The sequence below is a fragment of the Gulbenkiania mobilis genome (assembly GCA_004346645.1).
Taxonomy (GTDB): domain Bacteria; phylum Pseudomonadota; class Gammaproteobacteria; order Burkholderiales; family Chromobacteriaceae; genus Gulbenkiania; species Gulbenkiania mobilis.
Genome location: SMDA01000005.1, coordinates 65,528 through 90,103, shown reverse-complemented (window position 1 = coordinate 90,103; position 24,576 = coordinate 65,528). Strand labels below are relative to the sequence as shown.

Below are 24,576 nucleotides of genomic sequence, written 5' to 3'. Positions count from 1 at the left end.
ACCCGATGCCAAGAATACAGATCGCGCTGCCGACCGACTGGGTGTTCGAGACGACACTGCCGGTGCGGATCGGCGACATCAACTACGGCGGCCACATGGGCAACGACGCCGTGCTGCGGCTGGCCCACGAAGCCCGGCTGCAGTGCCTGAAGCATTACGGCTACAGCGAGCTGGACATTGAAGGCTGCGGCCTCATCATGGCCGATGCCGCCGTGGTCTACAAGGCGGAAGCGTTTCACGGCGATGCCCTGCGCTTTGAAGTGGGGTTTGCAGATTTCAACAAATACGGATGCGATATCGTCTACCTGGCAACGCGAGCCGATACGGGCCAGGAAGTGGCACGAATCAAGACGGGCATCGTGTTCTTCGACTATGGGGCGCGCAAGGTGGCCCGCATGCCCGAGGCGTTTGCCCGGCGCTTTGCCCCCCCGACAACCGCGGCAACAGAACAAGGAACGGCATCATGAGACCGTATAGCCCCAACAGCCCAGAGGCCATGTCGCGCCTGCTGGCCATGCTGATCGTGACCGACGGCAACCTGGACCAGCACGAGATCGAGGCGCTGGACGCCCTGCATGTGTATGAAGTGCTCGGCCTGTCGCGCAAGGACTTCATGCAGGTGCTGGTGGATTACTGCAACGACATCTCCGACGAGGCCGAGCAGGACGGCACCATCCACCTGATCGACCTGCCGCGTGTGGACCGCCTGCTGGAGGACGTGACCGACCGTAACCGCCGCATTCTGGTGTGCGCACTGGCGCTGGACCTCTCCAAGGCCGACGGTACCATCAGCGAATCGGAAATGACCCTGTTGCGCTACATGATGGCGCACTGGAACATCACGCTGGATGACCTCGAAAACGAATTCATCCGCAATTGACTGCACCTTCACCCCGAGCCGTCCGCCTGTGGCGGGCGGCTTCGTTTTGTCTGACCGACCATGACTGACACCCGATTCACCGGTACCGACCGCTATGTAGCCACCGAGGACCTGATGCTGGCCGTGAACGCAGCCGTCACGCTGGAACGCCCGCTACTCATCAAGGGCGAACCGGGTACCGGCAAGACAATGTTGGCCGAAGAGGTGGCCCGTGCCTTGGGGCGCGAGCTGATCGTATGGCCGATCAAGTCCACCACCAAGGCTCACCACGGCCTGTATGAGTACGATGCCGTCTCGCGCCTGCGCGACTCCCAGTTGGGCGACCCGCGGGTGCACGACATCCGCCATTACATCGTCAAGGGCAAACTGTGGCAGGCCTTCGAGGCCGACGTGGCCCCCGTACTGCTGATCGACGAAATCGACAAGGCGGATATCGAATTTCCCAACGACCTGTTGCGCGAGCTGGACCAGATGGAATTCTTCGTGCACGAGACGCAAGAGTTCGTGCGCGCGCGCCAGCGTCCGATCATCCTTATCACCTCCAACAACGAGAAGGAGCTGCCCGACGCTTTCCTGCGCCGCTGTTTCTTCCACTACATCCGTTTCCCAGACGCTGAAACGCTGGCAGCGATTGTGAACGTGCACTTCCCGGGCCTGCAGGCAGCGCTGGTTCAGGAGGCGCTGGAGGTATTCCTGAACCTGCGCGAGACGCCGGGGCTGAAGAAGAAGCCGAGCACGTCCGAACTGCTGGACTGGTTGAAGCTACTGACAGCCGAACGGCTGGAGGCGGAAGACTTGGCACCCGCCCGCACCGGCCAAGCCCTGCCACCGCTTTCGGGTGCCCTGCTCAAGACCGAGCAAGACCTGGGGCTAATCGAGCGTCTGCTGCAGATGGGACGGCTGCGCCGTGGCTGAAACCGTTCACGGCTGGTCGGCGGCGATCGACGGCTTCGACGACATGCTGCATAGCGAGGGCAAAAGCCCGCGCACGCGCGAAGCCTATCGCCGGGACCTGGAAGCCCTGGCCCGCCTGCTCCCTGCACGCTCACCGTCAGAGGTAGGCCGGCGTGATCTGCAGAAGGCGATTGCCCGGCTGACCGATGAGGGCAAGGTTGGCCGAACCATTGCACGCATGCTTTCGGCCTGGCGGCGGTTCTTTGCCTGGCTGGGTGGGGCGAACGGTGGTTCGGCCAACCCTTGCGCCGGACTGAAGGCCCCCCGGGATGCCCGCCTGCTACCGAAGGCCCCGGGCGCGGACCGGATGGCGGGGCTGCTGGAAGCGGACGTCGGCAACGACCTCTTGGCAGTGCGCGATCGGGCGATGTTCGAACTGCTGTATTCGTCGGGATTGCGCCTGTCCGAGCTGACGGCGCTGAACGTGAACGATCTCGATCTGGCGGGGCGGCTTGTGCATGTTGCAGGCAAGGGCAACAAGGACCGGCTGATTCCGGTAGGCCGGCAGGCAGCGGAAGCCCTGACGGTCTGGCTGGCCTGCCGGCCGTCCGGCAGCGAGGCGCTGTTCCTTACCATCCGGGGCGGGCGGCTGGGCAACCGGCAGGTGCAGAAAAGGCTGGATCGCTGGAACCTGCTGGCCGGCGGCAGCGAACCGGTGCATCCACACATGCTGAGGCATGCCTTTGCCTCGCATGTGCTGCAGTCTTCCGGCGACTTGCGCGCAGTCCAGGAGCTCTTGGGCCACGCCGACCTTTCCACCACCCAAATCTATACCCGGCTGGACTTCCAGCACCTGGCGCGGGTGTACGATGCCACCCATCCGCGGGCACGCTTGGAAGACCACCCTGACCCGGCCGTGCCGGCAGACAAGGCCGAGGACTAGCCCGGATCCTTCACCTGCTGTTCGACGCGCTCGATTAGCAACTGCAGCGCGGCCTCGGTCGCCTGCCGGCGCACCGCATCCCGGTCGCCCTCGAACTGCTTCTGCACGCACTCCAGCAACCCCTTGCGACCGGCCAGGCCGAACCATACCGTGCCCACAGGCTTCTTCTCGCCGCCACCGCCCGGTCCGGCAATACCGGACACAGCGACCGCCCAGTCGGCGCCGGAGCGCTCCAGCGCGCCGGAGGCCATTTCCCGTACCGTCTGTTCGCTGACGGCCCCGTCGCGCTCCAGCGTTTCGGCCTGCACGCCCAGTTCGGACATCTTGGCCGGATAGCTGTAGGTGACCCAGCCAAAGCCGAACCAGGCCGAGCAGCCAGACACCGAAGTCAGGGATGCGGCAATCCGACCGCCGGTACAGGACTCGGCCGTGGCCACCCGCTGCTTGTGTTCGGAAAGCAAATCGCCCAGGCGAGCGGCAAGTTCGTTTTCAGTCTGCATGGTATTGACGCCGGAAATGGCGGATCAGGCCGTTGGTGGAACTGTCGTGCGCCAGCGCCTGATCCGGCGCCTTAAGCTCGGGCAGGATGCGGCGCGCCAGCTGCTTGCCGTATTCCACACCCCACTGATCGAAGGAATTGATGCCCCAGATCACGCCCTGCACGAACACCCTGTGTTCATAAAGAGCGAGCAGCATGCCCAGGGTGCGGGGCGTGACGCGATCGAGGGCCAGCGTGTTGGACGGCTGGTTGCCCGGGAACAGCTTCTGCGGCAGCAGCATGTCCAGCTCGTCACCTGTTAAATGGGCCAGCTCCGCCAGTACCTCTGCCTCTCCCTTGCCGCGCATCAGTGCCTCGGACTGCGCAAAGCAGTTGGCCACCAGCACCGCGTGCTGGTGGTCGACGGGGTAATGGGTGTTCATCGGTACGATGAAGTCGCACGGCACCAGTCGCGTGCCCTGATGCAGCAGCTGGAAGAAGGCATGCTGGCTGTTGACGCCCTCCTCCCCCCAGATGACCGGCCCGGTATCGAAATCCAGCCGCTCACCGTGGCGCCCCACGCGCTTGCCGTTGGACTCCATATCCAGCTGCTGGATGTGGGCCGGCAGCCGGCGCAGGCCATGGTCGTAGGGCATGATGGCGTGGGTGTGCGCACCGTAGAAGGTGTTGTACCACACCCCGATCAGCGCCAGGATCACCGGCATGTTGCGGGTGAACGACGCACCGAAGAAATGGTTGTCCATGGTATGGGCGCCATCCAGAAGCTGGCAGAAGCGCTCGTACCCTACCGCCATCATCACCGGCAGGCCGATCGCAGACCAGACAGAATAGCGGCCCCCCACCCAATCCCAGAAAGTGAAGCGGTTCGCCGGGTCGATGCCGAAGGCCTCCACCGCCTCGGGGTTGGCCGAAACAGCCACGAAGTGACGGCGGATGTCGCCCTGCCCCGTGCGCTTTACGAACCACTTCTTGGCGGCTTCGGCGTTGAGCAGCGTCTCTGGCGTGGTAAACGACTTGGAGGCCACGATGAAGAGCGTGGTTTCCGGCTGCAGGCGGGCCAGCGTGCGTGCAATGTCCTGCCCGTCCACGTTGGAGACAAAGTGGATCCGAAGATCGGGCGTGGCATAGGGCGCCAGCGCCTCGGTCACCACTTGCGGCCCCAGGTCCGAGCCACCGATGCCGAGGTTGACCACATCGGTTACCGGTCGCCCGTCGATGCCGTGCCAGGCACCGGCGCGCACGGTATCAGTAAACTGCTTCATCGCCCGCAGCACGGCATGCACTTCGGGCACCACATTGCGACCGTCCACCATCAGGCTGGCGCTTTCGGGCAGGCGCAGCGCGGTGTGCAGCACCGACCTGTTCTCACTGATGTTGATCCGCTCGCCACTGCGCATCCGATCCATCCACCCGGTCAGGTCAGCAGCCTCGGCCAGTTCGAACAGCAGCGACAGCGTCCGTTCGGTCAGGCGATTCTTGGAGTAGTCCAGCAGCAGGCCGTCGAATTCCAGCGAGAACTTGTCGAAGCGCCGCGGGTCGGTATCGAACAGTTCGCGCATGTGCATGTGCCGGGTGGCACGCTGGTGCTGGTGCAGCTTGGCCCAGACCGGGCTGGCATTGATGTCGTTATGGCGGGGAATGGTCATCGGTCGGACACGAACAGAGCGACGGGCGGCAGAAGGCCGCCCGTCCGGTTGCAGGAGGTCAGGCTTCGATGCGCAGAAAGTGCTCGCGGTAGTAGCGCAGCTCCTCGATCGACTCGAGGATGTCGGCCAGCGCTTCGTGGCGACCTTTTTTCACCACGCCCTTGGCGATCTCGGGCTTCCAGCGCTTGCACAGTTCCTTAAGAGTGGAGACATCAAGATTGCGGTAGTGAAAGTAGTCCTCCAGCTCAGGCATCCAGCGCGCCATGAAGCGTCGATCTTGGCAGATGGAATTGCCGCACATCGGCGACGCGCGCCGGGGTACGTGCTCGCCCAGGAAATCCAGCAGCTTCTGCTGGACATCGGCCTCGCTGAAGGTGGAGGCCCGGACGCGCTCGGTCAGCCCGGTGCGGGCATGGGTGGAGGTGTTCCAGGCATCCATGCCGTTGAGGATGTCATCGCTCTGGTGCACTACATACACCGGCGATTCGGCCACAACGTTGAGGTGGCTGTCAGTCACAACGACCGCCACTTCGATGATGCGGTCAGAATCGGGGTTGAGACCGGTCATTTCCATGTCCAGCCAGATGAGGTTGTTCTGATCTTGTGCCATACTTCGTCTTCTTTCGATGAATCCTTCTATTGTCTGCGAAGGTTGCCTACGGGGCAACGACGCAGCGTCCATCCGTTCCTGCCACAGCCATGAACCCGTTCACCTACGCCTTTATCGGCGCACTGATCTTCACCCTTGCCCTGCGCTGGATGCTGTCCGTGCGTCATCTGCGCCATGTGGCGCGCCATCGTGATGCGGTACCCGAGGCGTTCGCCGGCACTATCAGCCTGGCTGCCCACCAGAAGGCAGCCGACTACACCACTGCCAAGACCAGGCTGGGCCTGTTCCAGGCTCTGGCCGACACCGTGCTCGTGGCCGTACTGACGCTCGGCGGCGGGCTGGACGCGCTGCAATGGCTTTCGGCCAACCTTGCAGGCGGTGAGCTGTCCCGCGGCATCCTGCTGATCGCCCTGGTAGCGGGTGTATCGATGCTGGTCTCGCTGCCTTTCGGGCTTTACACCACCTTCGGCATCGAGCGGCGCTTCGGATTCAACCGCATGACATTCCGCCTGTGGCTGGCCGATGCGATCAAAGGGTTGCTGCTAGGGGCGCTGATCGGCCTGCCGCTTGCCGGGGTGATCCTCTTTCTGATGCAGGCCTCCGGCTCGCTGTGGTGGCTGTATGCGTGGCTGGTATGGAGCGGTTTCAGCCTGTTGATGCTGGTTCTGTACCCCACTTTCATCGCCCCGCTTTTCAACCGCTTCACCCCGCTGGCGCAGGGGGCGCTGCGTGCGCGCATCGAAGCACTACTGGCCCGTACCGGTTTTGCCAGCAACGGAATCTTTGTCATGGATGGCTCGCGCCGCTCCAGCCATGGCAATGCCTACTTCACCGGCATGGGCCGCGCCAAGCGCATCGTCTTTTTCGATACGCTGCTCAAGGAGCTGGACGATGAGGAGATCGAGGCTGTGCTGGCCCACGAGCTGGGACACTTCCGACGGCGCCACATCACACAGCGCATGATATTCAGCTTTGCACTGACGCTGGGCTTCCTGTACCTGCTGGGCCAGTTGCTGGATCAGGCATGGTTTTACGCCGGCCTTGGCGTGAGCCAGCCGGGCACGGCTGTGGCCTTGGTGCTCTTCACATTGGTGATGCCGGTGTTCACCTTTGTGTTCACGCCGCTCTCCAGCCTGCTTTCGCGTCGGCACGAATACGAGGCCGACGCGTTTGCCGCAACCGAAGCACGCGCCGATGCGCTCGTCAGCGCGCTGGTCAAGCTCTATCGTGACAATGCCTCGACCCTCACGCCGGACCCGATGCACTCTGCCTTTTACGACTCCCACCCGCCCGCTGCCCTGCGCATCGGACACCTGAAAGGACTGAACGCATGAATCTGACCGCCCAGCACTGCACGCCCCAGCATGGCACCTTGCCCTTAGGTGACGACGAAGTGGCGCGCCTGCTCGACACCCTGCCGGGCTGGGAACGCCAAGGCATCGAGCTGGTGAAAACCTTTGCGTTTGACGACTACTACCGCACAATGGCCTTCGTGAATGCCCTGGCCTGGGTGGCCCATACCGAGGACCATCATCCCGATCTTTCGGTGCACTACAACCGGGTGAGGGTATGCTTTTCTACCCATGATGCAGGCGGCCTGACGCTCAACGACTTCATCTGTGCCGCCAAGGCCGAGGCTCTGCTGCCACGATGAAGACCGCCGGCCAGATCATCCGCAGCCACGGGCGCCGCTTCATCGTCGAAGCAACGGACGGCACCGTCTACGATTGCACCACGCGCGGCAAGCGTGTGGACTATGCCTGTGGCGACCGCGTAGACCTGACGGTGCAAAATAGCGAACAGGCCGTCATCGAAGGCGCGCAGCCACGCCGCAGCCTGCTCTACCGCCAGGACGACTGGCGCACCAAACTGATCGCGGCCAACGTGACGCGCCTCTTGCTGGTGACCGCTGCCGTGCCCTCACCCAGCGAAGAATTCATCAACCGCTGCCTGCTGGCGGCCGAGGCCGGTGATATCGAGCCGATCATCGTCGTCAACAAGGCCGACCTGCCCGAGACATCCCAACTGCTGGACAGGCTCTCGCCCTATCAGGCGCTGGGCTACCAGCTGGTGGTGCTTTCGGCCCGCGACAGCATAGAGCCGCTGCGTCCGCTGCTGAAGGGACACACCAGCGTGCTGGTGGGCCAGTCGGGTATGGGTAAATCCACGCTTACCAATGCCTTGCTGCCCGACGCGGGTGCACGCACTGGCGAGATCTCCACCGCCCTGGATACCGGCCGTCACACCACTACCCACGCCACGCTCTACCATCTGGACGGAAACAGCGACCTGATCGATTCGCCCGGGCTGCAGGAGTTTGGGCTATCGCACCTGGAAGCCACCGCGCTGGCCAGCTATTTTCCGGAAATGCGTCCCCTGCTTGGGCACTGCCGCTTTCACAACTGCACCCACCGTGCCGAGCCCGGGTGCGCCATCAAGGCGGCAGTGGAAGCGGGTACGATCCGTCCATCGCGGCTGGAACTCCTGCAACGCCTGACCAACCGCAACCGCAGTCAGCCATAACCCTTTTGTCTTCGGGGATTTACTTCCTTCAGGCTGGCTTCTATTCTGTAAAAAAAGAATAACGGCATAGCAGTACCGTAGCCGCTTTCCACTAGAACAGAAATGGAGCCGACACTTATGACTACACCCCGCATTGCACTGGTAACCGGAGGCATGGGCGGTATCGGAACGGCCATCTGCCGCGCATTGGCCGAAGCCGGCCACACGGTGGTGGGCACCTGCAGCAAGCCCGGCAAGGAAGCAGCCTGGGTAGCCGAGATGGAAGCCGCTGGCTATCAGGTCCACGGTTATGCTTGCGACGTGACGGATGCAGCCGCCTGCGAGGCCTTGGCACAGACGGTAAGCCGCGAGGTCGGCCCGATCGACATCCTCGTCAACAATGCCGGCATCACACGGGACGGTACTTTCCGCAAGATGACGCTGGAGGACTGGCGTGCGGTCATCAGCACCAACCTCGACTCGCTGTTCAACATGACCAAGCCGGTGCTCGACAGCATGACCGAGCGCGGCTGGGGCCGCATCGTCAACATCTCCTCGATCAACGGTCAGAAAGGTCAGTTCGGCCAAGCCAACTACTCTGCGGCCAAGGCAGGCATGCACGGCTTCACCAAGGCGCTGGCGCAGGAAGTGGCACGCAAGGGCGTGACAGTGAACACCATCTCGCCCGGCTACATTGGTACCGACATGGTCATGGCCGTGCCGGAGGACGTGCGCAACAAGATCATCGCCCAGATCCCTGTGGGCCGGCTGGGCAAGCCCGAGGAAGTCGCGGCGCTGGTGGCCTATCTCGTCTCCGACCTGGCCTCGTTCATGACCGGCGCCAACCTTTCCATCAATGGTGGCCAGCACATGATGTAACCGCGCCGGACTCCTTTTGCGTTCGGCACAGACCCGGGTCTTTTCGTGTTCCAGTCTGGTAAGCTTGGCAGTGAAGGAAAACATGATAATGGAGACCCCCCATGGCTGAGAGCCTGCTGGTTTCGGGCGAAACCAAGGAAGAAAAATACCGTACCCTGCTGCCGCAGACCGAGGCACTGGTCGTGCACGAGACCGATCTGGTGGCTGCGCTGGCCAATCTGGCGGCAGCCCTGCACCACACCTTCGATTGGCTGTGGACCGGGTTCTACCTGGTAAAGAACGGGGAATTGGTCCTCGGGCCCTTCCAAGGGCCGATCGCCTGCACGCGCATCGGCTTCGGCAAGGGTGTGTGTGGCGCCGCCTGGCAGCAAAACCGTACTCTGGTGGTGCCGGACGTGGACGCTTTCCCGGGCCATATCGCCTGCTCGTCGCTGTCGCGCTCAGAGGTTGTGGTGCCGCTAAGGAATGCGGCAGGCGACGTGGTGGGCGTGCTGGACGTGGACGCCACCGCGCCCGGCCAGTTCGACGAAACCGATGCCCGTTACTTGGAAGCCATCGTAGCCTCGCTGACCCACCTGTTCACGGCCTGATGTGAAAATGCTGGTGTCGGCCGCGGCACCAGCGCACTGTCTTGCCCAGCCCCTCCCTCTGTCAGGGCTTCATGATGTCGTCCACCAGGCCTAGCAGCACTGCCCGAAGCCGCGCATCCAGTCCGCCTTCTTTTTCGGCCAACCCTGCCAGACTGTCCCGCAACCGCTCTGCCTTCAGTTCCAGAGCAGCCTGATGACGAGCTGCCAACAAGGCCAGCTCTGACTGCAAAGCCAGCAGCTGAGTCTGCATCTGCCGATGCGTCTGCTCAAGCGCATCCTGGTGGGTACGACCTTCCTCTAGCTGCCGCCGCAAACCATCGGCTTCGGCATTGGCTGCACCCAAGGCCCGATCCTTGTCGGAAAGCGCGCTCCTTAGCGAAGCCTCGAGCGTTTCCGCTTCTGCTTTCGTGCGCGCCATCTGACGTTCCATCGAGGTCAGCGACTGCTTCATCAGCTTGCGTTCCTCTTCCACCTGCTCGTAGAGACGGACGCGTACGCCTTCCAGACGTTCGTAAGCCAGCTCCTCCCGTTTGCGCCCTGCCTCACGCTCGGCGGCAAGCTGCATTTCGGCTCGGGCCTCGGCTTCGGCCAACCTTTCCTGATGCTCTTGGCGCTGCGCAGCCTCTCGGGCGGCCAGCTCTGCCAGGGTGCGCCGCGCCTCTTCAAGATCGCGCCCTTGGCGAGCGAGCAGCTCCTCGCGCTCGGCCAGGGTAGCGGCCATCTGGGCCCGCTGGGCCTCACTTTCCGCAAGACTGGAAGCCAGCGCATCGTTGCGGTGCACGAGTTCGATCTCTCGCGCCTGCGCGTCTTTTAATGCAACCCCCAAGGTCTCTGCCTCTGCCCGGGCTTCGGCACGGGCCTGTTCCAAGTTGGATTCGGCTTCATGACAGGCCTGCTGCCATACCGTGTCGAATGCCGCAGCAAGCCCCTGGGGCCAGTCGGGCCGTTTGGCCGTCAGGGCCATCCGAGCCAGGAACTCCTGTCGCCACTCCTTGAGGGTGGCATTGATGGTGGTATTCGAGCCGCTGCCGAGCCTGCTGCGCACCTCGGTGACGGTTGGCCAAATTCCGGCCGCGGCCAGTTCGGCAGCGGCCGCTCGGATACGGGCATAGATATCGGACGCCATGGGTTCTCCTTAAAGGGCGTTCGCCATTATACAGAGAAGTTTGGATATTAGATTATGTAATACATTAATTTTTTACATATCTTCTGTTTTTATTTCCGATAATTTAACTTATCGGAACAATTTGCGTTAAAGTACGCCGCATTCCACTACGAAAATCACCCACTAATCTTAACGCTATGCCCCCCTTCCCTACTCCCCTCTTGGCTCCGCCTGCCTGGGCTACCGCATCTGTCGAGTCGGCTTCGAACGCAGCGGCAACGCCCCTGCTTGCCGCCCGCAGCGACGAGCAGGCAGTAGCGATCTGGCTGGCAGAATACGCAGACCGCCCCCGCACTTGGGCGGCTTACCGCAAGGAAGCCGAGCGCTTTTTGCTGTGGCTGAGGGAGCTGGGTTTGAAACTGGGGACGGTGAAACGTGAGGATGTGCTTGCCTACCGGGCTTTTCTGGCAGCGCCGCCAGCACACTGGACCGGCCCTAGCCGCCCACGCATCCACCCTGACTGGCGGCCCCTGACCGGCCCGCTCTCTGCCGCAAGCCAGCATCAGGCACAGACCATTCTGGCCGGGCTGTATAGCTATCTAAACCATGCCGGGTTCGTCAGCGGCAACCCGTTCCGGCTGCTGCGACAGAAAGCCCCACCCACGCAGCGCACGCAGGAGCGATTTCTCAGCGAGACCGCTTGGCAGGCGGTGCTGGAATGCGTGGCAACCCTCCCCAGGGAAACGGCCCGGGAGCAGGCGCACGCAGAGCGGGCGCTGTGGCTGATCAGTCTGCTGTATTTGACAGGCGCGCGGCGCAGCGAGGTGGCCGGCGCGCGCATGGGAGATCTTTTCGAACGCAAAGGCTTGTGGTGGTGGGCAGTGCAGGGAAAAGGCGGCAAAATCGCACGCATTCCCTGTAGCGAAGAGCTGATGGCCGCTTGCCAGCGCTACCGGCAAAGTTTGGGCTTGCCCGCCCAACCGGCGCCGGGTGAAGATACCCCCTTACTCGCGCAGATCCCGCTGCGCAAAGCCGGGCCCCTGTTGCCGCTGGGCGACAAGGGTATCTACCTTGTTGTGCGGGAGCTGTTCCGCCGTGCAGCGCAGCGTACAGACGACCCAGGAATCTGCCAGCAGCTGAAGCAAGCCACCACCCACTGGCTGCGCCACACTGCCGCCACCCACCAGCTGGAAGCCGGCGTCCCCCTGATCGTGGTCAGCCAGAACCTGCGCCACAGCAACCTGCAGACCACGCGGCGTTATCTTCATACCGAAGATGAGGCACGCCATGCGGCCAGCGGCGTGCACAGCTTGCGTTCACGCGCCTCCGACACCGACAAGGAAAAACCCGGCGATTGAGCCGGGTTTTCTGAATTAGGGGCGGCGCTTTTTCTTGGCCTCGCTTGGGGGCGGGTCGTCGAAGAGCGAGCCGGTGCGGCCGGTCTGCGACTGTAGGGCGATCACCAAGGCGCGGTTGATCGCCTCTTTCTTGCTGACCCCCCACCATTCGATCATTTTATCCAGCGCCTTCTGCGCATCGCGCGACAACTCCACCGTCACCGACAGCTCCTGCAGTCGGTAGCGGCGCAGGGCCCTGCTGCGCCGCTTGCGTTCAGCAACGGTCATCGCCTTTTCCCCCAGAGGTTTTCTGCCCGGTTTGCTGCGGACATTGCCCAGGAGGTCCAGCGTATAGTGATCGCAGGCGTCTTTCATGCGGAGTGAGGACGTCAAAAAGGGGCGGAAGGATAGCACGAACACCAGCAACTGCGGGGCCAACAGCCTGGACGAGCCCCAAAAAACCCACGTGGCATACTAGAAGAGGTAGGGCAGCCAGCGATGCACCGCCAGAAACACCAGTACGGTGAGAAAGGCAGCCACCACATCGTCGATCATGATGCCGGCTCCACCATGCACGTGGTCGTCGAACCAGCGGATCGGCCATGGTTTGAAGATATCGAAGAGCCGGAAGAGCACGAAACCCATGCACCAGCTGAGCCAGTCACCGGGGATCAGGGCCAGCACCAGCAGCATGCCCACTACTTCGTCCCAGACGATACAACCATGATCGTGCACGCCCAGCGAGCGGCTGGTGACACGTGCCGCCCAAGCCCCCAGACCGAAGAACGGCAGGCACAGCAGTACCAGCAGGAAAGGCGAGCCCCCGAAGCGGAACCAGAGCCAGGCCAGCGGCAATGCCACCAGTGTCCCCCATGTACCCGGTGCCGGGCGCATCAGCCCGCTGCCAAAGCCCAAAGCCAGGAAATGGGCGGGGTGGGCAAACAGGAAGCGCCGGTCAGGGTGTATCAAAGTGGTCAAAACCGCTCCTTCCGAGATAACAGGGCGTACCGTGCGCATCCAGTAGTTCCACCCCCTGCCCTGCATGGATCATGCCAATGCGGCTGACCCGGCAGCCTGCGCGCGCTCCCGCCTGCAGGACGGCTTCACGTGCCGAACGCGGCGCGGTGAAGCACAGCTCGTAATCGTCACCGCCTGCAGCGAGCAGCGCGGCGCACCAGGCACGGCGCGCCTCTATCCACGGATGGCTTGGCAGTGCGTCCAGCCACACCTCGCCGGCCACACCAGAGGCGGCGGCGATATGACTCAGGTCCGCGAGCAACCCGTCGGAAACATCGATGGCGCTGTGGGCCAGGCCGCGAAGGGCCACGCCAAGTGCCACCCGGGGCTCAGGGCGGTCCATGCGGGCTTCGGCCAACCCCCTCACCTCATCCGGCAGCTCTTCATCCAACGTCCCCAGCCGGTGAGCAAGCGCCAGCGCCGCCAGCCCCAGTTCGCCGCTCACCCAGATGTCGTCCCCCTCACGGGACCCATCACGGCGCAGCGCGGTGCCGGCCGGTGCCTCGCCGAGGATGGTCAGGGAGAGCGTAAGGGGGCCGCGCGTGGTGTCGCCACCCACGAGGGTGACGCCATGACGCCCCGCCAAGGCGAAGAGCCCGGAGGCCAGCCGGCTCACCCAGCCTGTATCCGCCCGGGGTAAAGCGAGCGACAGCAGTGCCCAGCGTGGCACCGCCCCCATGGCTGCCATGTCCGACAGGTTGACCGCCAGCGTCTTGTGACCCAGGTCGGCAGGGTCCACGTCGGCGAAGAAGTGGCGCCCTTCCACCAGCATGTCTACCGCCACATGCAGTTCACAGCCAGGGGTTGGCCGAAGGAGGGCTGCGTCGTCCCCCACACCCAGCACCGCGTCGGTGGCGGGTCGGGCGAAGTACTGGCGGATCAGTTCGAATTCGTTCATGCACGCTCATGCAAAAACACCCGCCTGGGCGGGTGTCTGTTGACCGGGCGCCCGCTCAGTCGCGGCGCCGCGCCTTCTGTGCTGCCACCTCGTCGGCACGCACCTCGGCTGCCAGCTTGTCCAGTACACCATTGACGAACTTGTGCCCATCGGTGCCGCCAAAGGTCTTGGCGATCTCGATCGCTTCGTTGATGATGACCGGATAGGGCGTTTCGGGGTGCTGCGTCAGCTCCAGGGCGCTCATCAGCAGGATGGCCTTCTCCACCGGATTGACATCCTCGGGCGCACGCTCGAAATAGCGAGCCACACGACCGTTCAGCTCTTCGGCCTGCTGCAGCACCCCGAACAGCAGGGTGCGGAACAGGGCCTCGTCGGCCTTCACGAAGTAATCGTTTTCCTTGAGATGCTTTTCGATCAGCGAAGCCGGACGGTCCGGATTCAGCTGCCATTCGTAGATGCCTTGCACGGCAAATTCACGCGCACGGCGACGGGCGGTTTTCATACGGAGGGTCCTTGCAAAAGAACAGGCGGCCACGGGGGCCGCCGGGTAAGACGCCGGCCGGTTCAGCCGCGCAGCGCCTTCTGTAGATTGGCCATCTCTACTGCCACGCGGGCAGCATCACGGCCTTTTTCGAGCATGCGCACTTCGGCCTGCTCGTCGGTTTCGGTGGTCAGCACGGCATTGGCGATGGGCAAACGTGCGTCCAGACCCACCCGGGTGATGGCAGCGCCCGACTCATTCGAGACCAGCTCGAAGTGGTAAGTCTCGCCACGGATCACCGCACCTAGCGCTACCAGCGCGTCAAAACGCCCGCTTGCCGCCATCGTCTGCAGCACGAGAGGAATCTCCAGCGCCCCGGGAACGGTGGCCAGCGTCACATCCTGTGCCCCAACGCCCAGCACGGCCAGCTCGGCCAGACACGCATCGCGCAGCCCCTCACAGACCGGCTCGTTGAAGCGGCTCATCACCACCCCGATACGTAGCCCGCGGCCATCGAGATTCGGAACAATGCGGTTCAGCGCGTCGAGCATGGCACACCCCTGACAATCGAAACGTTAGGAAAGCCGGGCATTTTACTCGATTTCGATCGAGAGATGTTCAGGCTGGCAAAACTCCACCACCTCCAGACCGAAGCCCGGCATGCTGGGCAGGCTGACCGGGCTGGACATCAGACGCATGCGACCCACCCCCAGCGCCTTGAGCATCTGCGCACCGATGCCGAAGCTGCGGCTATCCCAGCGCGGTTTTTCAGGCTGCCCCGCACCGGGCAGTGCCCGTGCCAGCAGGGTGTCACCGGTTTCGGTACGATGCAGCAGCACGACCACTCCGCATCCTTCTTCCTCGATGGCTTCGAGTGCATTGGGCACCGTCCAGGTATGAGGAGTGGCCAAAGGATCGAGCAGATCCATGGCCGAGAACGGCTCATGCACGCGCACCAGCGTGGGATGGCTGCGGTCGATGCGTCCCTTCGCCAGCGCCAGATGCGTGGCCCCTGTGGTGGTATCGCGGAAGACGTGCAGTTCGAAGGCACCGAACGGGGTCTCCACCGGCCGCTGGCCCACACGCTCCACCAGGCATTCAGTCTGGCTGCGGTAATGGATCAGGTCAGCAATCGTACCCACCTTCAGTCCGTGCTCGGCAGCAAAGGTCATCAGTTCCGGCAAGCGGGCCATGGAGCCGTCATCGTTCATCACCTCGCAGATGACGGCCGCCGGCTCCAGCCCGGCCAACTGGGCCAGATCGCAGCCCGCCTCAGTATGGCCAGCCCGCACCAGTACACCGCCCTTCTGAGCCTTGAGCGGGAAAATGTGCCCGGGCTGCACCAGGTCCGACGGCCGGGCGTGGCGTGCCACAGCGGCCTGCACGGTACGGGCCCGGTCTGCGGCGGAGATGCCGGTGGTAACGCCTTCGGCCGCCTCGATGGACACAGTGAAGTTGGTACCATGCGGCGTGCCATTCTGGCTGACCATAAGGGGCAGGCTCAGCTGGCGGCACCGCTCTTCGCTGAGGGTAAGGCAGATCAGTCCACGCGCGTGTTTGGCCATGAAGTTGATGGCTTCGGGGGTAACGTGTTCGGCGGCAATGACAATATCGCCCTCGTTTTCACGGTCTTCGGCGTCGACGAGGACAACCATGCGGCCGGCCTTGATATCGGCGATGATGTCTTGGATCGGAGAAATGCTCATGGCGCTGTCCATCCGGTAGCTAGGCCCCGCGCGGAGCGGAGCATATGGGTGAAGAGGGTTAGCGGGAGTCTGCGTCGCGGGCCGCCAGTACGCGTTCGACGGTGTCGACGATGGCCTGAGTCTGCGGATCTACCTCAATGTTGACGCGGTCGCCCGGACGACGGCTGCCCAGCGTGGTGCGGGAGAGCGTCTCGGGGATCAGGTTCACGCAAAAACGTCGGCCTTCAACCGCGCCCACCGTCAGGCTGATGCCGTCGATGCCGATGTAACCCTTGGTGAAGATGTAACGGGCCCAGCCCACTGGAACCTCGAACCAGACCTGGCAGTTGTTGGGCGTGGTGAGCACGTCCACCACCGGAGCGGTGCCCAGGATGTGTCCGGACATCGCATGCCCACCGATCTCGTCACCAAAACGCGCTGCGCGCTCGACGTTGACACGGTCCCCTACGCCCAGCAGGCCAAGATTGGTCAGGCGAAGGGTTTCCTGCATCAGATCGAAGTCAACCAGATCGCCATCGACCCGGGTCACCGTCAGGCAACATCCGTTGTGCGCCACCGAGGCACCGGCGGCCAGCCCTTCGGCCAACCCCTGCGGCAGCCGAACGCGATGGGTGCGGAAGTTTTCCTTCTCTTCGATGGCCACGACTTCGGCCATACCCTGAACGATTCCTGTAAACATGTCGGATTCCGGTAGTGCCCGGCACGCTGCTTGCGTGCCGCTCAAGCCCACATGATAGCCAAAGCCGGCAGGGCTGACGATGCCATCCGCACTGGCCGTCGTGCGGCGGCGTGTGAAGGCGCTGTAAATACAGTAAAATCCAGCGTTTTTCCTTTTGCCCAACCACCATGTCTGCCGAACTGACCCGCATCGCCGAGGAAGTGGCCCACCGCCGCACCTTCGCCATCATCTCCCACCCGGACGCCGGTAAGACCACGCTTACCGAGAAACTGTTGCTGTTCTCGGGCGCCATCCAGCTGGCCGGTACCGTGAAGGGCAAGAAAACGGGCAAATTCGCCACCTCCGACTGGATGGAGATCGAGAAGCAGCGCGGCATTTCCGTCGCCTCATCCGTGATGCAGTTCGGCTACCGCGACCATACGGTCAACCTGCTGGACACCCCGGGCCATCAGGATTTCTCGGAAGACACTTACCGAGTGCTGACCGCGGTGGACAGCGCGCTGATGGTGATTGACGCGGCCAAGGGCGTGGAGGAGCAGACTATCAAGCTGCTGAATGTCTGCCGTCTGCGCAACACGCCGATCGTCACCTTCATGAACAAGTACGACCGCGAGGTGCGTGACAGCCTGGAGCTGCTGGACGAGGTGGAAAACGTCCTCAAGATCCGCTGCGCCCCCATTACCTGGCCGATCGGCATGGGCAAGACCTTCCGCGGGGTCTACCACCTACTGAACGATCAGGTGCTGCTGTTCGAGGCCGGCACAGAGAAACTGTCGCTGGACGTGGAAGTGATTCAAGGCATCGACAACCCGCGCCTGGACGACCTTTTCCCGCTGGAGATGGAACAGCTGCGCATGGAGATCGAACTGGTCAAGGGTGCCTCCAACGAGTTCGACCTGGAGGCCTTCCTGGCCGGTACGCTCACGCCAGTGTTCTTCGGCTCGGCGATCAACAACTTCGGCGTGCGCGAGATCCTTGATGCGCTGATCGACTGGGCCCCGGCCCCTGCTCCGCGAGACGCCACCGTGCGCATGGTGGCGCCCGAGGAGGGAAAGTTCTCCGGCTTCGTGTTCAAGATCCAGGCCAACATGGACCCTAAGCACCGCGACCGCATCGCCTTCCTGCGCGTGTGCTCCGGCCAGTTCGAGCGCGGCATGAAGATGAAGCACCTGCGCCTGAACCGTGAGATCGCGGCATCCAGCGTGGTGACCTTCATGGCCCACGATCGGGAGATCATCGAGGAGGCCTTTGCCGGCGACATCATCGGTATCCCGAACCACGGCAACATCCAGATCGGCGACAGCTTTTCCGAAGGAGAGGATCTGGCGTTCACCGGAATCCCATTCTTTGCACCCGAACTTTTCCGGACCGTACGCATCAAGAACCCGCTGAAACTCAAGCAGCTCCAGAAGGGTCTGCAACAGTTGGGGGAGGAAGGCGCAGTACAGGTGTTCAAGCCGCACAACGGCGGCGACCTGATCCTGGGCGCGGTGGGTGTGTTGCAGTTCGAAGTGGTCGCCCACCGCCTGATGACCGAGTACGGAGTGGATGCGGTCTTCGAATCCACCAGTACTTGGAGCGCGCGCTGGTTCACCTGCCCCGACCGCAAGAAGCTGGACGAATTCGTCAAGGCGCTGGTGAACAACATTGCCACCGACGCGGGCGGCAACCTGGCCTACCTGGCGCCCAGCCGGGTAAACCTGACGCTGACCCAGGAGCGCTGGCCGGACATCGTCTTCCACGAAACGCGTGAACACGCAGTGAAGCTGAACGACTAAGGAGATTCATGCAAAGCCTGCTGGATTGGGCCAGCCATCTGGAGCGCGGCCTGGTGATCGACATCATGCGGTCGATCCTGCTGGTGCTGCTGCTGGTGCTGTCACGGATGGGGCTGCAACGGGCATTGGGCTCCAACCCCAACCTGCCCGTTGAGTCGCGCCGGCGCTGGTCGGTGAATATCCGCAACGGCCTGATCGGCTTGGGGCTGGTGGGACTGGTGACGATCTGGGCCAAGGAGTTGGAGGCCCTGGCGGTATCACTGGTAGCGGTGGCTGCTGCCTTGGTGCTGGCCACCAAGGAGCTGATCATGTGCTTTGCCGGCTCGTTCCTGCGGGCGATGGGCAACAGCTACGGCCTGGGCAGCCATATCGAGGTGGCGCAGTACAGAGGACGGGTGGTGGACATCAACCTTTTCTCTACCACGATCATGGAAATCGGCCCGGCCCATGAGGCCCATCTCCTCAGCGGGCGCGCCATCAGCTTTCCGAATAGTCTGCTGCTGACCAACCCGGTCATCCGCGAGAACTACATGGGTGAGTATGTGGTGCACATGATCACGGTGCCGATGGGCTGGGCGATCTCGCCCACGGTGGGTCTGGCCCTGCTCAAGGACGTGGCCGAGAAGGTGTGCCTGCCGCATGTGGAGGCCGCACGGCGCCACATGGAGCGGATCGAGGCCCGGCATCTGGTGGACACCCCGTCGGTAGACCCGATCCTGTCGGTGCAGCCCATCGATGACAAGATCTACCGCATGCTGCTTCGGGTGGCCATTCCAGCCCGCGAGCGCCAGCGCGTGGAGCAAGCCATCCTGAAGGAGTTTCTTGATCGGGTGCATCCGCTGCGCCAGGCACCACCGTCGGTTGGCCCGACCCAGCCCGCATGACAGCAGACTGCTTCCGACTAATAAAATATTAGAGCAATAACTCGAATCGTGGCATAATGGTTGAAGTTGCCATTGCATCAGGCCGAGACGCCATCATGACCAAACCCCGCATCAAGACTTACGACCGCATCATTCTGGAAAGCCTCAAGCTCTTCAATGAGCAGGGCGAACGCACCATCACCACCAACCACATTGCTGCCCACCTCGGCATCAGTCCAGGCAACCTGTACTACCACTTCCGCAACAAGGAAGAGATCGTCTACCAGATCTTCCTGATGTATCGTGATTTCATCAACGAGCGGCTGTCGGTGCCCGAGGACCACGCGATGACTGTGGCCGATCTAGTGAACTATCTGGACACTGCCTTTCTGGCGATGTGGAAGTTCCGCTTTATGTTCTACGATCTGCCGGGTCTGTTGGCACGCAATCCGCAGATGCAGACCGAATACCACCAGTTCGTGAATACCGAACTGCGCGACATCCTGGGTCGGCATTTCCGCGAATTCATCCGGCTGGGGCTGCTGAAAATGGAGGACGAAGACATCGAAGCCGTCAGCATCAATATCTGGCTGGTGGTGAAGTTTTGGTTTGCTTTCGAACAGACGGCCCGGCCCAAGGCGCCGATCACCGAAGCCTCCGGCCATCGCGGCGTGCAGCAGGTGCTGGCGCTGCTCAAGCCTTACGTGACCCCGGAGTTTCTGCCCGCCTTCCGGCAGTTGCAGCAGCGTTATCCGGCCACGGCCTGAGCCTCTGCCAATCTGTCCCATCAAGCGCGCGCCCCGAGGGGCGCGCTTTGCTTTGGACCTTGGGCTATCCCGGCTAGAAGGTTGGCCGAAACCTTGCCTGCAAGAATGCCTGTCAACAAAGGCCCGGCCCCTGTCGGCTCGCCGGTCAGGAACGGAACTCCCGTCTTGCCACGCTCAGTCAAACTGCCGTCGGAAGAGGACGAGACCGCCTCCAAATACCAGCAGCCCGATAGACGTCATGCCGGCGATCGAGGGCAGGAGCTCGGCGAAGCCTTGGCCCTTGAGCAGCACGCCAAAAGCGATGTCCAGGTAGTAATGCAGGGGCGACACCAGCATCAAGCCACGCAGCCACTCCGGCATGGCTTCGGGGGGCGTCCAAGCCCCCGAGAGAAACAGCATCGGTGCGATGATGAGGATGGAAAGCATACCGGCCTGCGCGAGGTTGTGCGCGATGGTGGCCGCAAACAGCCCAAGCCCGGCGGTGGTGAACACATACAGCGCACTGACGAGGAAGAACAGCCCCAGACTGCCCTTCACCGGGATGGAAAACAGCGGGATCAGCACCACAAACAGGCTGATCGCCACCCCAACGAGGATGACGCCCGTCATCGACACCACCTTCGGAAAGAGGATGCCAAACGGCGTCAGCGGCGAAACCACCAGCTGCTCCACCGTGCCGCGCTCCTTCTCGCGCACCATGGCCGCAGCCGGCAGCAGCACCGCGAACACGGTGGCGATGTTCAGCATTTCGGAAATGCCCATGAACCAGCTGTCTTCCTGGTTGGGGTTGAACCAGACGCGCACCTCGTTTTCCACCGCCGGCAGGTTGGCCGAAGCGCCCCCGCCCAGACCCATCCGGGCCAGCGCCGACTCCAGGCCGAAGCGGGTAATGATTTCCTGCGCATGGCTGGTGGCCAGAAAGCCCAGCACCGAGTTGGTAGTGTCTACCTGCATCGCCACCTGCACCGGCTCACCGGTTTCCAGCTTGCGCCCCAGGCCATCGGGCACGCTCAGCACCACCATGGCGTCGCCGCGGTCCAGGGCTGCCAGCGCCGCGCGGTCATGCAAGGCCTCGCCGGTGATGCGAAAGTACGGCTCACGGAAACGGCCCAGCAGCTCGCGTGACGCAGCAGTGCGGTCGGCGTCCTGCACCAGCGTGGCTGCATTGTTGAGCGACAGCGTGACTCCGGAGGCAGCCAGGAAGATGTCCACCGTGAAGGCGTACAGGATGAACAGCAGCAGCACACGGTCGCGGCTCAATTGCTTGAGCTCCTTGCTCAGCATGACTGAAAAACGCCGCAGCGCCAGCATCCACCACAGACGGGTATCGTTCATGTGCGGGGCCTTTTGCTGAAAAGCAGGTAACCGGCGGTGTAGAGTACCGTGGCGTAGGCCGCGAGAATAGCTACCGGCCGCCACAGGGCCGCCCAGCCCACTCCCTTGAGAAAGCAGCCGACGACGATGTCGGTGTAATACATAGCCGGCATCAGGTGGGCCATGGCGCGTGCGCCCGAACCGAGCGAAACGATGGGGATAATCAGCCCGGAGTACAGCACCGCCGGAATCATGGTGACGATCATGGTAACGATCATCGCGGCCACTTGGGTGCGCACCAGCACCGATACCAGCAGCCCGATGCCGGTGGTGCACAGCACATACACCAGCGTGGCGCCCAGAAAGAAGCCGAAGTCCCCCTTGAAGGGTACCCGGTACAGCATGGTGGCCAGTGTCCACAACACCAGGATGTTGGCGGTGGAGATGGCCACATAGGGCGCAAGCTTACCCAGCAGGAATTCGCCGCGGCTGACGCTGGACGCATAGATGTTGAAGATGGAGCCGTTCTCCTTCTCCCGCACCACGCCCAGTGCGGTGAGAAATGGCGGCGAGAGCATCAGGATGACCATGATCAGCTTGGGTGCCAGCGACCAGATGCTGGCCACGCTCTGGTTGTAGAGATAGCGCGTTTCCAGCCGCACCGGAGTCAGCTGTGCCAGTACCGCATCGCGCCCGAGGCCGGTGACCTGCGACACCGCCTGGGCGATCGACCCCAACGAGAAGGCGGCATTGATGGCCGTGACATAGCCCTTGGTGGTCATCGCCCGGCTGGGAAAGGTGCCGTCCACCAGCGTCTGCATCGTCACCGGCTGGCCAGCGGCCAGGTCCCGCCCGAAGCGCGGCGGCAGTACCAGCACCACCCGTACCCGCCCGTCCTCGATCAGGCGCGCAGCTTGGGTTTCGTTGATGGCGTAGCCTTCGAAGCGGAAATAGCGCGAACCGATGAAGCGGTACGCGTATTCCCGGCTCTGCGCCGACTTGTCGTGATCCACCACCGCGAAGGGGATATTCTCGACGTCGAGCGACAGGCCGTAGCCGAACAGCACCATCAGCAGTGCCGGCACCACGAAGGCGAGCGAAAAGAACAGCCGGTCGCGCACGATTTCGCGCCATTCCTTGTAGGCGATGGCGGCTACACGCTTGAAGTTCATGCGGACTCTTTCCTGTTTTCGGCCTCGAGCTGGCTGACCTTATGCACGAAGACATCCTCCATGGCCATGGCCCGGGGCGTGACACGTGCAGCGGCCCCGGCATTCTTCAGTACTTCGGACAACTTCTCGGGCTCACGGGTCAGAACATGCAGCTTGCGGCCGTAGGGCGATACGCTGGCAAAGCCCGCCTCCCGCAGCGGTCTCACCAGGGAGGCAGCCTGATCGGCTGCCACCTCGTAGAGGGCGCCCGCTTCCTCGGTCACCTGACGCTTCATCTCGGCAGGCGAGGCATCAGCCACCACCTTGCCGGCGAACATCAGCGCCAAATGGTCACAGTGCTCCGCTTCGCTCATGTAGTGCGTCGTCACCAGCATGGCCACCCCATCCACTCGGGAAAGGCGGAACAGAATCTCCCAGAAGGCTCGACGGCCAAGCGGATCCACTCCCGAGGTGGGTTCGTCCAGAAAGAGCACGCGGGGTCGGTGCACCAGTGCACACCCCAGAGCCAGGCGCTGGCGCAGCCCCATCGGCAGGGTGGCTGCCAGATCGGTTTCGTGACCATGCAACCCGGCCATATCGATAATCCAGGCCAAGCGCTGGTCGCGTTCGCTGCGTGACAGGCCGTAGAGTCCGGCATAAAGGCGGATGTTCTCCACCACCGTTAGGTCTAGATACAACGAGAATGCCTGGGACATGTAGCCGATGCGGGTCTTGATCAGCGAGCCGGCCCGGCGCATGTCCGCACCAGCCACGCGTCCTTCGCCCCCGGAGGGAGGGAGGATACCGGTGAGCATCTTGATGGCGGTGGTCTTGCCGGCCCCATTGGCGCCCAATAACCCGAAGATTTCGCCGGGCCGCACCCTGAAGCTGACATCGCCCACCGCGACAAAATCGCCGAAACGCTTGGTGAGCCCTTGCGCTTCGATGGCGTAGGCCGGCTGATCGCGCTCCGTCGCGACGGAGCCGTCTTCGGCCAACCTCTGTTGCGGGTCGACGCCTTCGCCGGTGGAGTGCGCCGGCTCACTGCTCGCCGATTCGGCATCCAGGGCCTGCGGCCGCGGCGTGTCTGCGGAAGCTTCTCCTGTCTCTTTCCCCAGAAGCGCCACAAAAACATCCTCAAGTTCCGGCTCGTGCGTCTCCAGACTGCCGATCTCGCAGCCCTCAAGCGCCGCTTTCACCTCGCTCCTTGCGGACGCCTCGTCGGACTCCGGGACGAACAGCCGCAGCGTGGTGCCCATGGCTTCTACCTGCTCGAAGCGCGCACCCAGCCGTTTCATCGCTTCAACCTGCGGGCTGGCCTCGCACTCGACGATGGTGCCGGGTGCCCGTCCGAGGATGTCGTCCGGTGTGCCTTCTGCCAGCACCCGGCCCTCATGCATCAGGCTCATGCGCGAGAAGCGGCTGGCTTCGTCCATGTAAGCAGTGGACACCAGCGCCGTCAGGCCCTGTTCGGCAATCAGCTCCGCCAGGATGGACCAGAAATCCCGGCGCGAGACCGGGTCCACGCCGGTGGTGGGTTCATCCAGTACGATCAACTCCGGAGCGTGGATCAGGGTGCATACCAGACCCAGCTTCTGTTTCATGCCCCCGGAGAGCTTCTTCATCGGCCGGTCGCGGAAGGCATCCAGCCGCGTCATCCGCAACAGTCTTTCCTTGCGCTCAGCCGCCTCGTCGCGTGGCACAAGGCGCAGTCGGGCGAAGAAATCAATGTTCTCCTCAATGGAGAGGTCGCCGTACAGGTTCTGCCCCAAGCCTTGGGGCATCAGGCCCAGCCGACCCTTGATCGCCTCGGCACTACGCTCGCTGTCGATGCTGTGACCGAACACCGTCAGGCGCCCGGCCTCATACGCCAGTACGCCCGCAACGGCCTTCATGAAGCTGGACTTGCCGGCGCCGTCAGGGCCGATCAGGCCGTACAGCTCGCCCCGGCGCACCTGCAGGTCCAAGCCGCGCACCGCTTCATGCCGGGTGTAACGCTTGACGAAGCCTTCGGCGGCAATCGCGATCTCGCTCATG

27 protein-coding genes are annotated in these 24,576 nt (G+C 63.1%); 13 read left to right on the top strand and 14 right to left on the bottom strand.

Annotated elements, in window-relative coordinates; translation table 11 throughout:
• Nucleotides 1-5 precede the first annotated feature (5 nt).
• From EV669_RS08925 to EV669_RS08910, 4 genes are read left to right on the top strand one after another with little or no spacing between them, the layout of a single operon-like run.
• On the top strand, nt 6-467 hold the full coding sequence (locus EV669_RS08925; RefSeq protein WP_054285779.1) for an acyl-CoA thioesterase: 462 nt from the start codon (nt 6-8) through the stop codon (nt 465-467).
• The gene (locus EV669_RS08920; protein WP_207913825.1) at nt 464-880 is read left to right on the top strand and encodes a TerB family tellurite resistance protein; all 417 of its coding nucleotides are present in this window, start codon (nt 464-466) and stop codon (nt 878-880) included. Before EV669_RS08925 ends, EV669_RS08920 begins: the two co-directional genes overlap by 4 nt.
• Nucleotides 881-940: 60 nt before the next feature.
• Nucleotides 941-1,795, top strand: a complete 855-nt coding sequence (locus EV669_RS08915; RefSeq protein WP_054285780.1) for an AAA family ATPase — start codon at nt 941-943, stop codon at nt 1,793-1,795.
• Complete coding sequence (locus tag EV669_RS08910; protein WP_318271397.1) at nt 1,788-2,717, top strand: tyrosine recombinase XerC; 930 nt, start codon at nt 1,788-1,790, stop codon at nt 2,715-2,717. Before EV669_RS08915 ends, EV669_RS08910 begins: the two co-directional genes overlap by 8 nt.
• On the opposite strand, the gene EV669_RS08905 is transcribed toward EV669_RS08910, so the two are convergent.
• Genes EV669_RS08905 through orn form a run of 3 tightly spaced genes read right to left on the bottom strand, consistent with a single transcriptional unit; the run spans nt 2,714 to nt 5,472 of the window.
• The gene (locus EV669_RS08905; RefSeq protein WP_132098451.1) at nt 2,714-3,217 is read right to left on the bottom strand and encodes a CinA family protein; all 504 of its coding nucleotides are present in this window, start codon (nt 3,215-3,217) and stop codon (nt 2,714-2,716) included. The genes EV669_RS08910 and EV669_RS08905 overlap by 4 nt on opposite strands.
• Nucleotides 3,207-4,862, bottom strand: coding sequence for a glucose-6-phosphate isomerase (pgi, locus tag EV669_RS08900; RefSeq protein WP_132098450.1), 1,656 nt, complete (start codon nt 4,860-4,862; stop codon nt 3,207-3,209). Before pgi ends, EV669_RS08905 begins: the two co-directional genes overlap by 11 nt.
• Nucleotides 4,863-4,920: 58 nt before the next feature.
• Nucleotides 4,921-5,472 (bottom strand): oligoribonuclease, encoded by a 552-nt coding sequence (gene orn, locus EV669_RS08895; RefSeq protein ID WP_054285783.1) that lies wholly within the window; start codon nt 5,470-5,472, stop codon nt 4,921-4,923.
• A gap of 89 nt (nt 5,473-5,561) precedes the next feature.
• Between orn and EV669_RS08890 the strand changes: the two genes are divergently transcribed.
• The 5 genes from EV669_RS08890 (at nt 5,562) to EV669_RS08870 (ending at nt 9,443) form a co-directional block, all read left to right on the top strand.
• Nucleotides 5,562-6,806 carry a M48 family metallopeptidase gene (locus tag EV669_RS08890; RefSeq protein WP_055434118.1) on the top strand — a complete coding sequence of 415 codons (1,245 nt, stop codon included), beginning with the start codon at nt 5,562-5,564 and terminating at the stop codon, nt 6,804-6,806.
• Nucleotides 6,803-7,126: a 4a-hydroxytetrahydrobiopterin dehydratase gene (locus EV669_RS08885; RefSeq protein WP_054285785.1), complete on the top strand. Its 324-nt coding sequence runs from the start codon at nt 6,803-6,805 to the stop codon at nt 7,124-7,126. Before EV669_RS08890 ends, EV669_RS08885 begins: the two co-directional genes overlap by 4 nt.
• Nucleotides 7,123-7,995, top strand: coding sequence for a ribosome small subunit-dependent GTPase A (gene rsgA / locus EV669_RS08880; protein ID WP_054285786.1), 873 nt, complete (start codon nt 7,123-7,125; stop codon nt 7,993-7,995). The genes EV669_RS08885 and rsgA overlap by 4 nt, the downstream gene beginning before the upstream one ends.
• A 117-nt stretch (nt 7,996-8,112) precedes the next feature.
• Nucleotides 8,113-8,853, top strand: a complete 741-nt coding sequence (phbB, locus tag EV669_RS08875) for a beta-ketoacyl-ACP reductase (RefSeq protein ID WP_132098449.1) — start codon at nt 8,113-8,115, stop codon at nt 8,851-8,853.
• Nucleotides 8,854-8,954: 101 nt separating this feature from the next.
• Complete coding sequence (locus EV669_RS08870; RefSeq protein WP_054285788.1) at nt 8,955-9,443, top strand: GAF domain-containing protein; 489 nt, start codon at nt 8,955-8,957, stop codon at nt 9,441-9,443.
• Between the two features lie 61 nt (nt 9,444-9,504).
• On the opposite strand, the gene EV669_RS08865 is transcribed toward EV669_RS08870, so the two are convergent.
• Nucleotides 9,505-10,569: a DNA-binding protein gene (locus EV669_RS08865; RefSeq protein ID WP_055434121.1), complete on the bottom strand. Its 1,065-nt coding sequence runs from the start codon at nt 10,567-10,569 to the stop codon at nt 9,505-9,507.
• A 176-nt stretch (nt 10,570-10,745) separates the two neighbouring features.
• Between EV669_RS08865 and EV669_RS08860 the strand changes: the two genes are divergently transcribed.
• Entirely contained in the window at nt 10,746-11,906 is a 1,161-nt protein-coding gene (locus EV669_RS08860; RefSeq protein ID WP_132098448.1) for a tyrosine-type recombinase/integrase, read from the top strand.
• Nucleotides 11,907-11,921: 15 nt separating this feature from the next.
• Here the strand turns inward: EV669_RS08860 and EV669_RS08855 are convergent, their stop codons facing one another.
• From EV669_RS08855 to EV669_RS08825, 7 genes are all read right to left on the bottom strand, one after another.
• On the bottom strand, nt 11,922-12,173 hold the full coding sequence (locus EV669_RS08855; protein ID WP_235445506.1) for a hypothetical protein: 252 nt from the start codon (nt 12,171-12,173) through the stop codon (nt 11,922-11,924).
• A 186-nt stretch (nt 12,174-12,359) separates the two neighbouring features.
• Complete coding sequence (locus EV669_RS08850) at nt 12,360-12,863, bottom strand: phosphatidylglycerophosphatase A family protein (RefSeq protein ID WP_055434122.1); 504 nt, start codon at nt 12,861-12,863, stop codon at nt 12,360-12,362.
• Nucleotides 12,841-13,800: a thiamine-phosphate kinase gene (thiL, locus tag EV669_RS08845; RefSeq protein WP_132098447.1), complete on the bottom strand. Its 960-nt coding sequence runs from the start codon at nt 13,798-13,800 to the stop codon at nt 12,841-12,843. The genes EV669_RS08850 and thiL overlap by 23 nt, the downstream gene beginning before the upstream one ends.
• Before the next feature lie 55 nt (nt 13,801-13,855).
• On the bottom strand, nt 13,856-14,302 hold the full coding sequence (nusB, locus tag EV669_RS08840) for a transcription antitermination factor NusB (protein WP_054285793.1): 447 nt from the start codon (nt 14,300-14,302) through the stop codon (nt 13,856-13,858).
• Between the two features lie 62 nt (nt 14,303-14,364).
• A complete protein-coding gene (gene ribH / locus EV669_RS08835) occupies nt 14,365-14,832 on the bottom strand; it encodes a 6,7-dimethyl-8-ribityllumazine synthase (protein WP_054285794.1) in 468 nt (155 codons plus the stop codon).
• Nucleotides 14,833-14,874: 42 nt separating this feature from the next.
• Nucleotides 14,875-15,987: a bifunctional 3,4-dihydroxy-2-butanone-4-phosphate synthase/GTP cyclohydrolase II gene (gene ribBA / locus EV669_RS08830; RefSeq protein WP_055434169.1), complete on the bottom strand. Its 1,113-nt coding sequence runs from the start codon at nt 15,985-15,987 to the stop codon at nt 14,875-14,877.
• A 58-nt stretch (nt 15,988-16,045) separates the two neighbouring features.
• A complete protein-coding gene (locus EV669_RS08825) occupies nt 16,046-16,666 on the bottom strand; it encodes a riboflavin synthase (RefSeq protein ID WP_055434170.1) in 621 nt (206 codons plus the stop codon).
• A 167-nt stretch (nt 16,667-16,833) separates the two neighbouring features.
• Between EV669_RS08825 and EV669_RS08820 the strand changes: the two genes are divergently transcribed.
• From EV669_RS08820 to EV669_RS08810, 3 genes are all read left to right on the top strand, one after another.
• Complete coding sequence (locus EV669_RS08820; protein ID WP_054285795.1) at nt 16,834-18,444, top strand: peptide chain release factor 3; 1,611 nt, start codon at nt 16,834-16,836, stop codon at nt 18,442-18,444.
• An 8-nt stretch (nt 18,445-18,452) separates the two neighbouring features.
• Nucleotides 18,453-19,328 (top strand): mechanosensitive ion channel family protein, encoded by an 876-nt coding sequence (locus EV669_RS08815; RefSeq protein WP_132098446.1) that lies wholly within the window; start codon nt 18,453-18,455, stop codon nt 19,326-19,328.
• Between the two features lie 95 nt (nt 19,329-19,423).
• Nucleotides 19,424-20,074: a TetR/AcrR family transcriptional regulator gene (locus EV669_RS08810; protein ID WP_054285797.1), complete on the top strand. Its 651-nt coding sequence runs from the start codon at nt 19,424-19,426 to the stop codon at nt 20,072-20,074.
• Nucleotides 20,075-20,248: 174 nt separating this feature from the next.
• On the opposite strand, the gene EV669_RS08805 is transcribed toward EV669_RS08810, so the two are convergent.
• From EV669_RS08805 to EV669_RS08795, 3 genes are read right to left on the bottom strand one after another with little or no spacing between them, the layout of a single operon-like run.
• Nucleotides 20,249-21,409 carry an ABC transporter permease gene (locus EV669_RS08805; RefSeq protein ID WP_132098445.1) on the bottom strand — a complete coding sequence of 387 codons (1,161 nt, stop codon included), beginning with the start codon at nt 21,407-21,409 and terminating at the stop codon, nt 20,249-20,251.
• Complete coding sequence (locus tag EV669_RS08800) at nt 21,406-22,560, bottom strand: ABC transporter permease (protein ID WP_132098444.1); 1,155 nt, start codon at nt 22,558-22,560, stop codon at nt 21,406-21,408. Before EV669_RS08800 ends, EV669_RS08805 begins: the two co-directional genes overlap by 4 nt.
• Nucleotides 22,557-24,575, bottom strand: a complete 2,019-nt coding sequence (locus EV669_RS08795) for an ATP-binding cassette domain-containing protein (RefSeq protein ID WP_132098443.1) — start codon at nt 24,573-24,575, stop codon at nt 22,557-22,559. The genes EV669_RS08800 and EV669_RS08795 overlap by 4 nt, the downstream gene beginning before the upstream one ends.
• Between the last annotated feature and the right edge of the window lies 1 nt (nt 24,576).

Coding starts and splice junctions, on each gene's coding strand:
- EV669_RS08800 (WP_132098444.1), bottom strand. CDS start 22,560: ATGAACTTCAAGCGTGTAGCCGCCATCGCCTACAAGGAATGGCGCGAA.
- EV669_RS08860 (WP_132098448.1), top strand. CDS start 10,746: ATGCCCCCCTTCCCTACTCCCCTCTTGGCTCCGCCTGCCTGGGCTACC.
- ribH (WP_054285794.1), bottom strand. CDS start 14,832: ATGCTCGACGCGCTGAACCGCATTGTTCCGAATCTCGATGGCCGCGGG.
- EV669_RS08820 (WP_054285795.1), top strand. CDS start 16,834: ATGTCTGCCGAACTGACCCGCATCGCCGAGGAAGTGGCCCACCGCCGC.
- nusB (WP_054285793.1), bottom strand. CDS start 14,302: ATGAAAACCGCCCGTCGCCGTGCGCGTGAATTTGCCGTGCAAGGCATC.
- EV669_RS08890 (WP_055434118.1), top strand. CDS start 5,562: ATGAACCCGTTCACCTACGCCTTTATCGGCGCACTGATCTTCACCCTT.
- EV669_RS08905 (WP_132098451.1), bottom strand. CDS start 3,217: ATGCAGACTGAAAACGAACTTGCCGCTCGCCTGGGCGATTTGCTTTCC.
- phbB (WP_132098449.1), top strand. CDS start 8,113: ATGACTACACCCCGCATTGCACTGGTAACCGGAGGCATGGGCGGTATC.
- rsgA (WP_054285786.1), top strand. CDS start 7,123: ATGAAGACCGCCGGCCAGATCATCCGCAGCCACGGGCGCCGCTTCATC.
- thiL (WP_132098447.1), bottom strand. CDS start 13,800: ATGAACGAATTCGAACTGATCCGCCAGTACTTCGCCCGACCCGCCACC.
- EV669_RS08805 (WP_132098445.1), bottom strand. CDS start 21,409: ATGAACGATACCCGTCTGTGGTGGATGCTGGCGCTGCGGCGTTTTTCA.
- ribBA (WP_055434169.1), bottom strand. CDS start 15,987: ATGAGCATTTCTCCGATCCAAGACATCATCGCCGATATCAAGGCCGGC.
- EV669_RS08810 (WP_054285797.1), top strand. CDS start 19,424: ATGACCAAACCCCGCATCAAGACTTACGACCGCATCATTCTGGAAAGC.
- EV669_RS08920 (WP_207913825.1), top strand. CDS start 464: ATGAGACCGTATAGCCCCAACAGCCCAGAGGCCATGTCGCGCCTGCTG.
- EV669_RS08870 (WP_054285788.1), top strand. CDS start 8,955: ATGGCTGAGAGCCTGCTGGTTTCGGGCGAAACCAAGGAAGAAAAATAC.
- EV669_RS08915 (WP_054285780.1), top strand. CDS start 941: ATGACTGACACCCGATTCACCGGTACCGACCGCTATGTAGCCACCGAG.
- EV669_RS08815 (WP_132098446.1), top strand. CDS start 18,453: ATGCAAAGCCTGCTGGATTGGGCCAGCCATCTGGAGCGCGGCCTGGTG.
- EV669_RS08865 (WP_055434121.1), bottom strand. CDS start 10,569: ATGGCGTCCGATATCTATGCCCGTATCCGAGCGGCCGCTGCCGAACTG.
- EV669_RS08925 (WP_054285779.1), top strand. CDS start 6: ATGCCAAGAATACAGATCGCGCTGCCGACCGACTGGGTGTTCGAGACG.
- EV669_RS08885 (WP_054285785.1), top strand. CDS start 6,803: ATGAATCTGACCGCCCAGCACTGCACGCCCCAGCATGGCACCTTGCCC.
- EV669_RS08795 (WP_132098443.1), bottom strand. CDS start 24,575: ATGAGCGAGATCGCGATTGCCGCCGAAGGCTTCGTCAAGCGTTACACC.
- pgi (WP_132098450.1), bottom strand. CDS start 4,862: ATGACCATTCCCCGCCATAACGACATCAATGCCAGCCCGGTCTGGGCC.
- EV669_RS08855 (WP_235445506.1), bottom strand. CDS start 12,173: ATGACCGTTGCTGAACGCAAGCGGCGCAGCAGGGCCCTGCGCCGCTAC.
- orn (WP_054285783.1), bottom strand. CDS start 5,472: ATGGCACAAGATCAGAACAACCTCATCTGGCTGGACATGGAAATGACC.
- EV669_RS08825 (WP_055434170.1), bottom strand. CDS start 16,666: ATGTTTACAGGAATCGTTCAGGGTATGGCCGAAGTCGTGGCCATCGAA.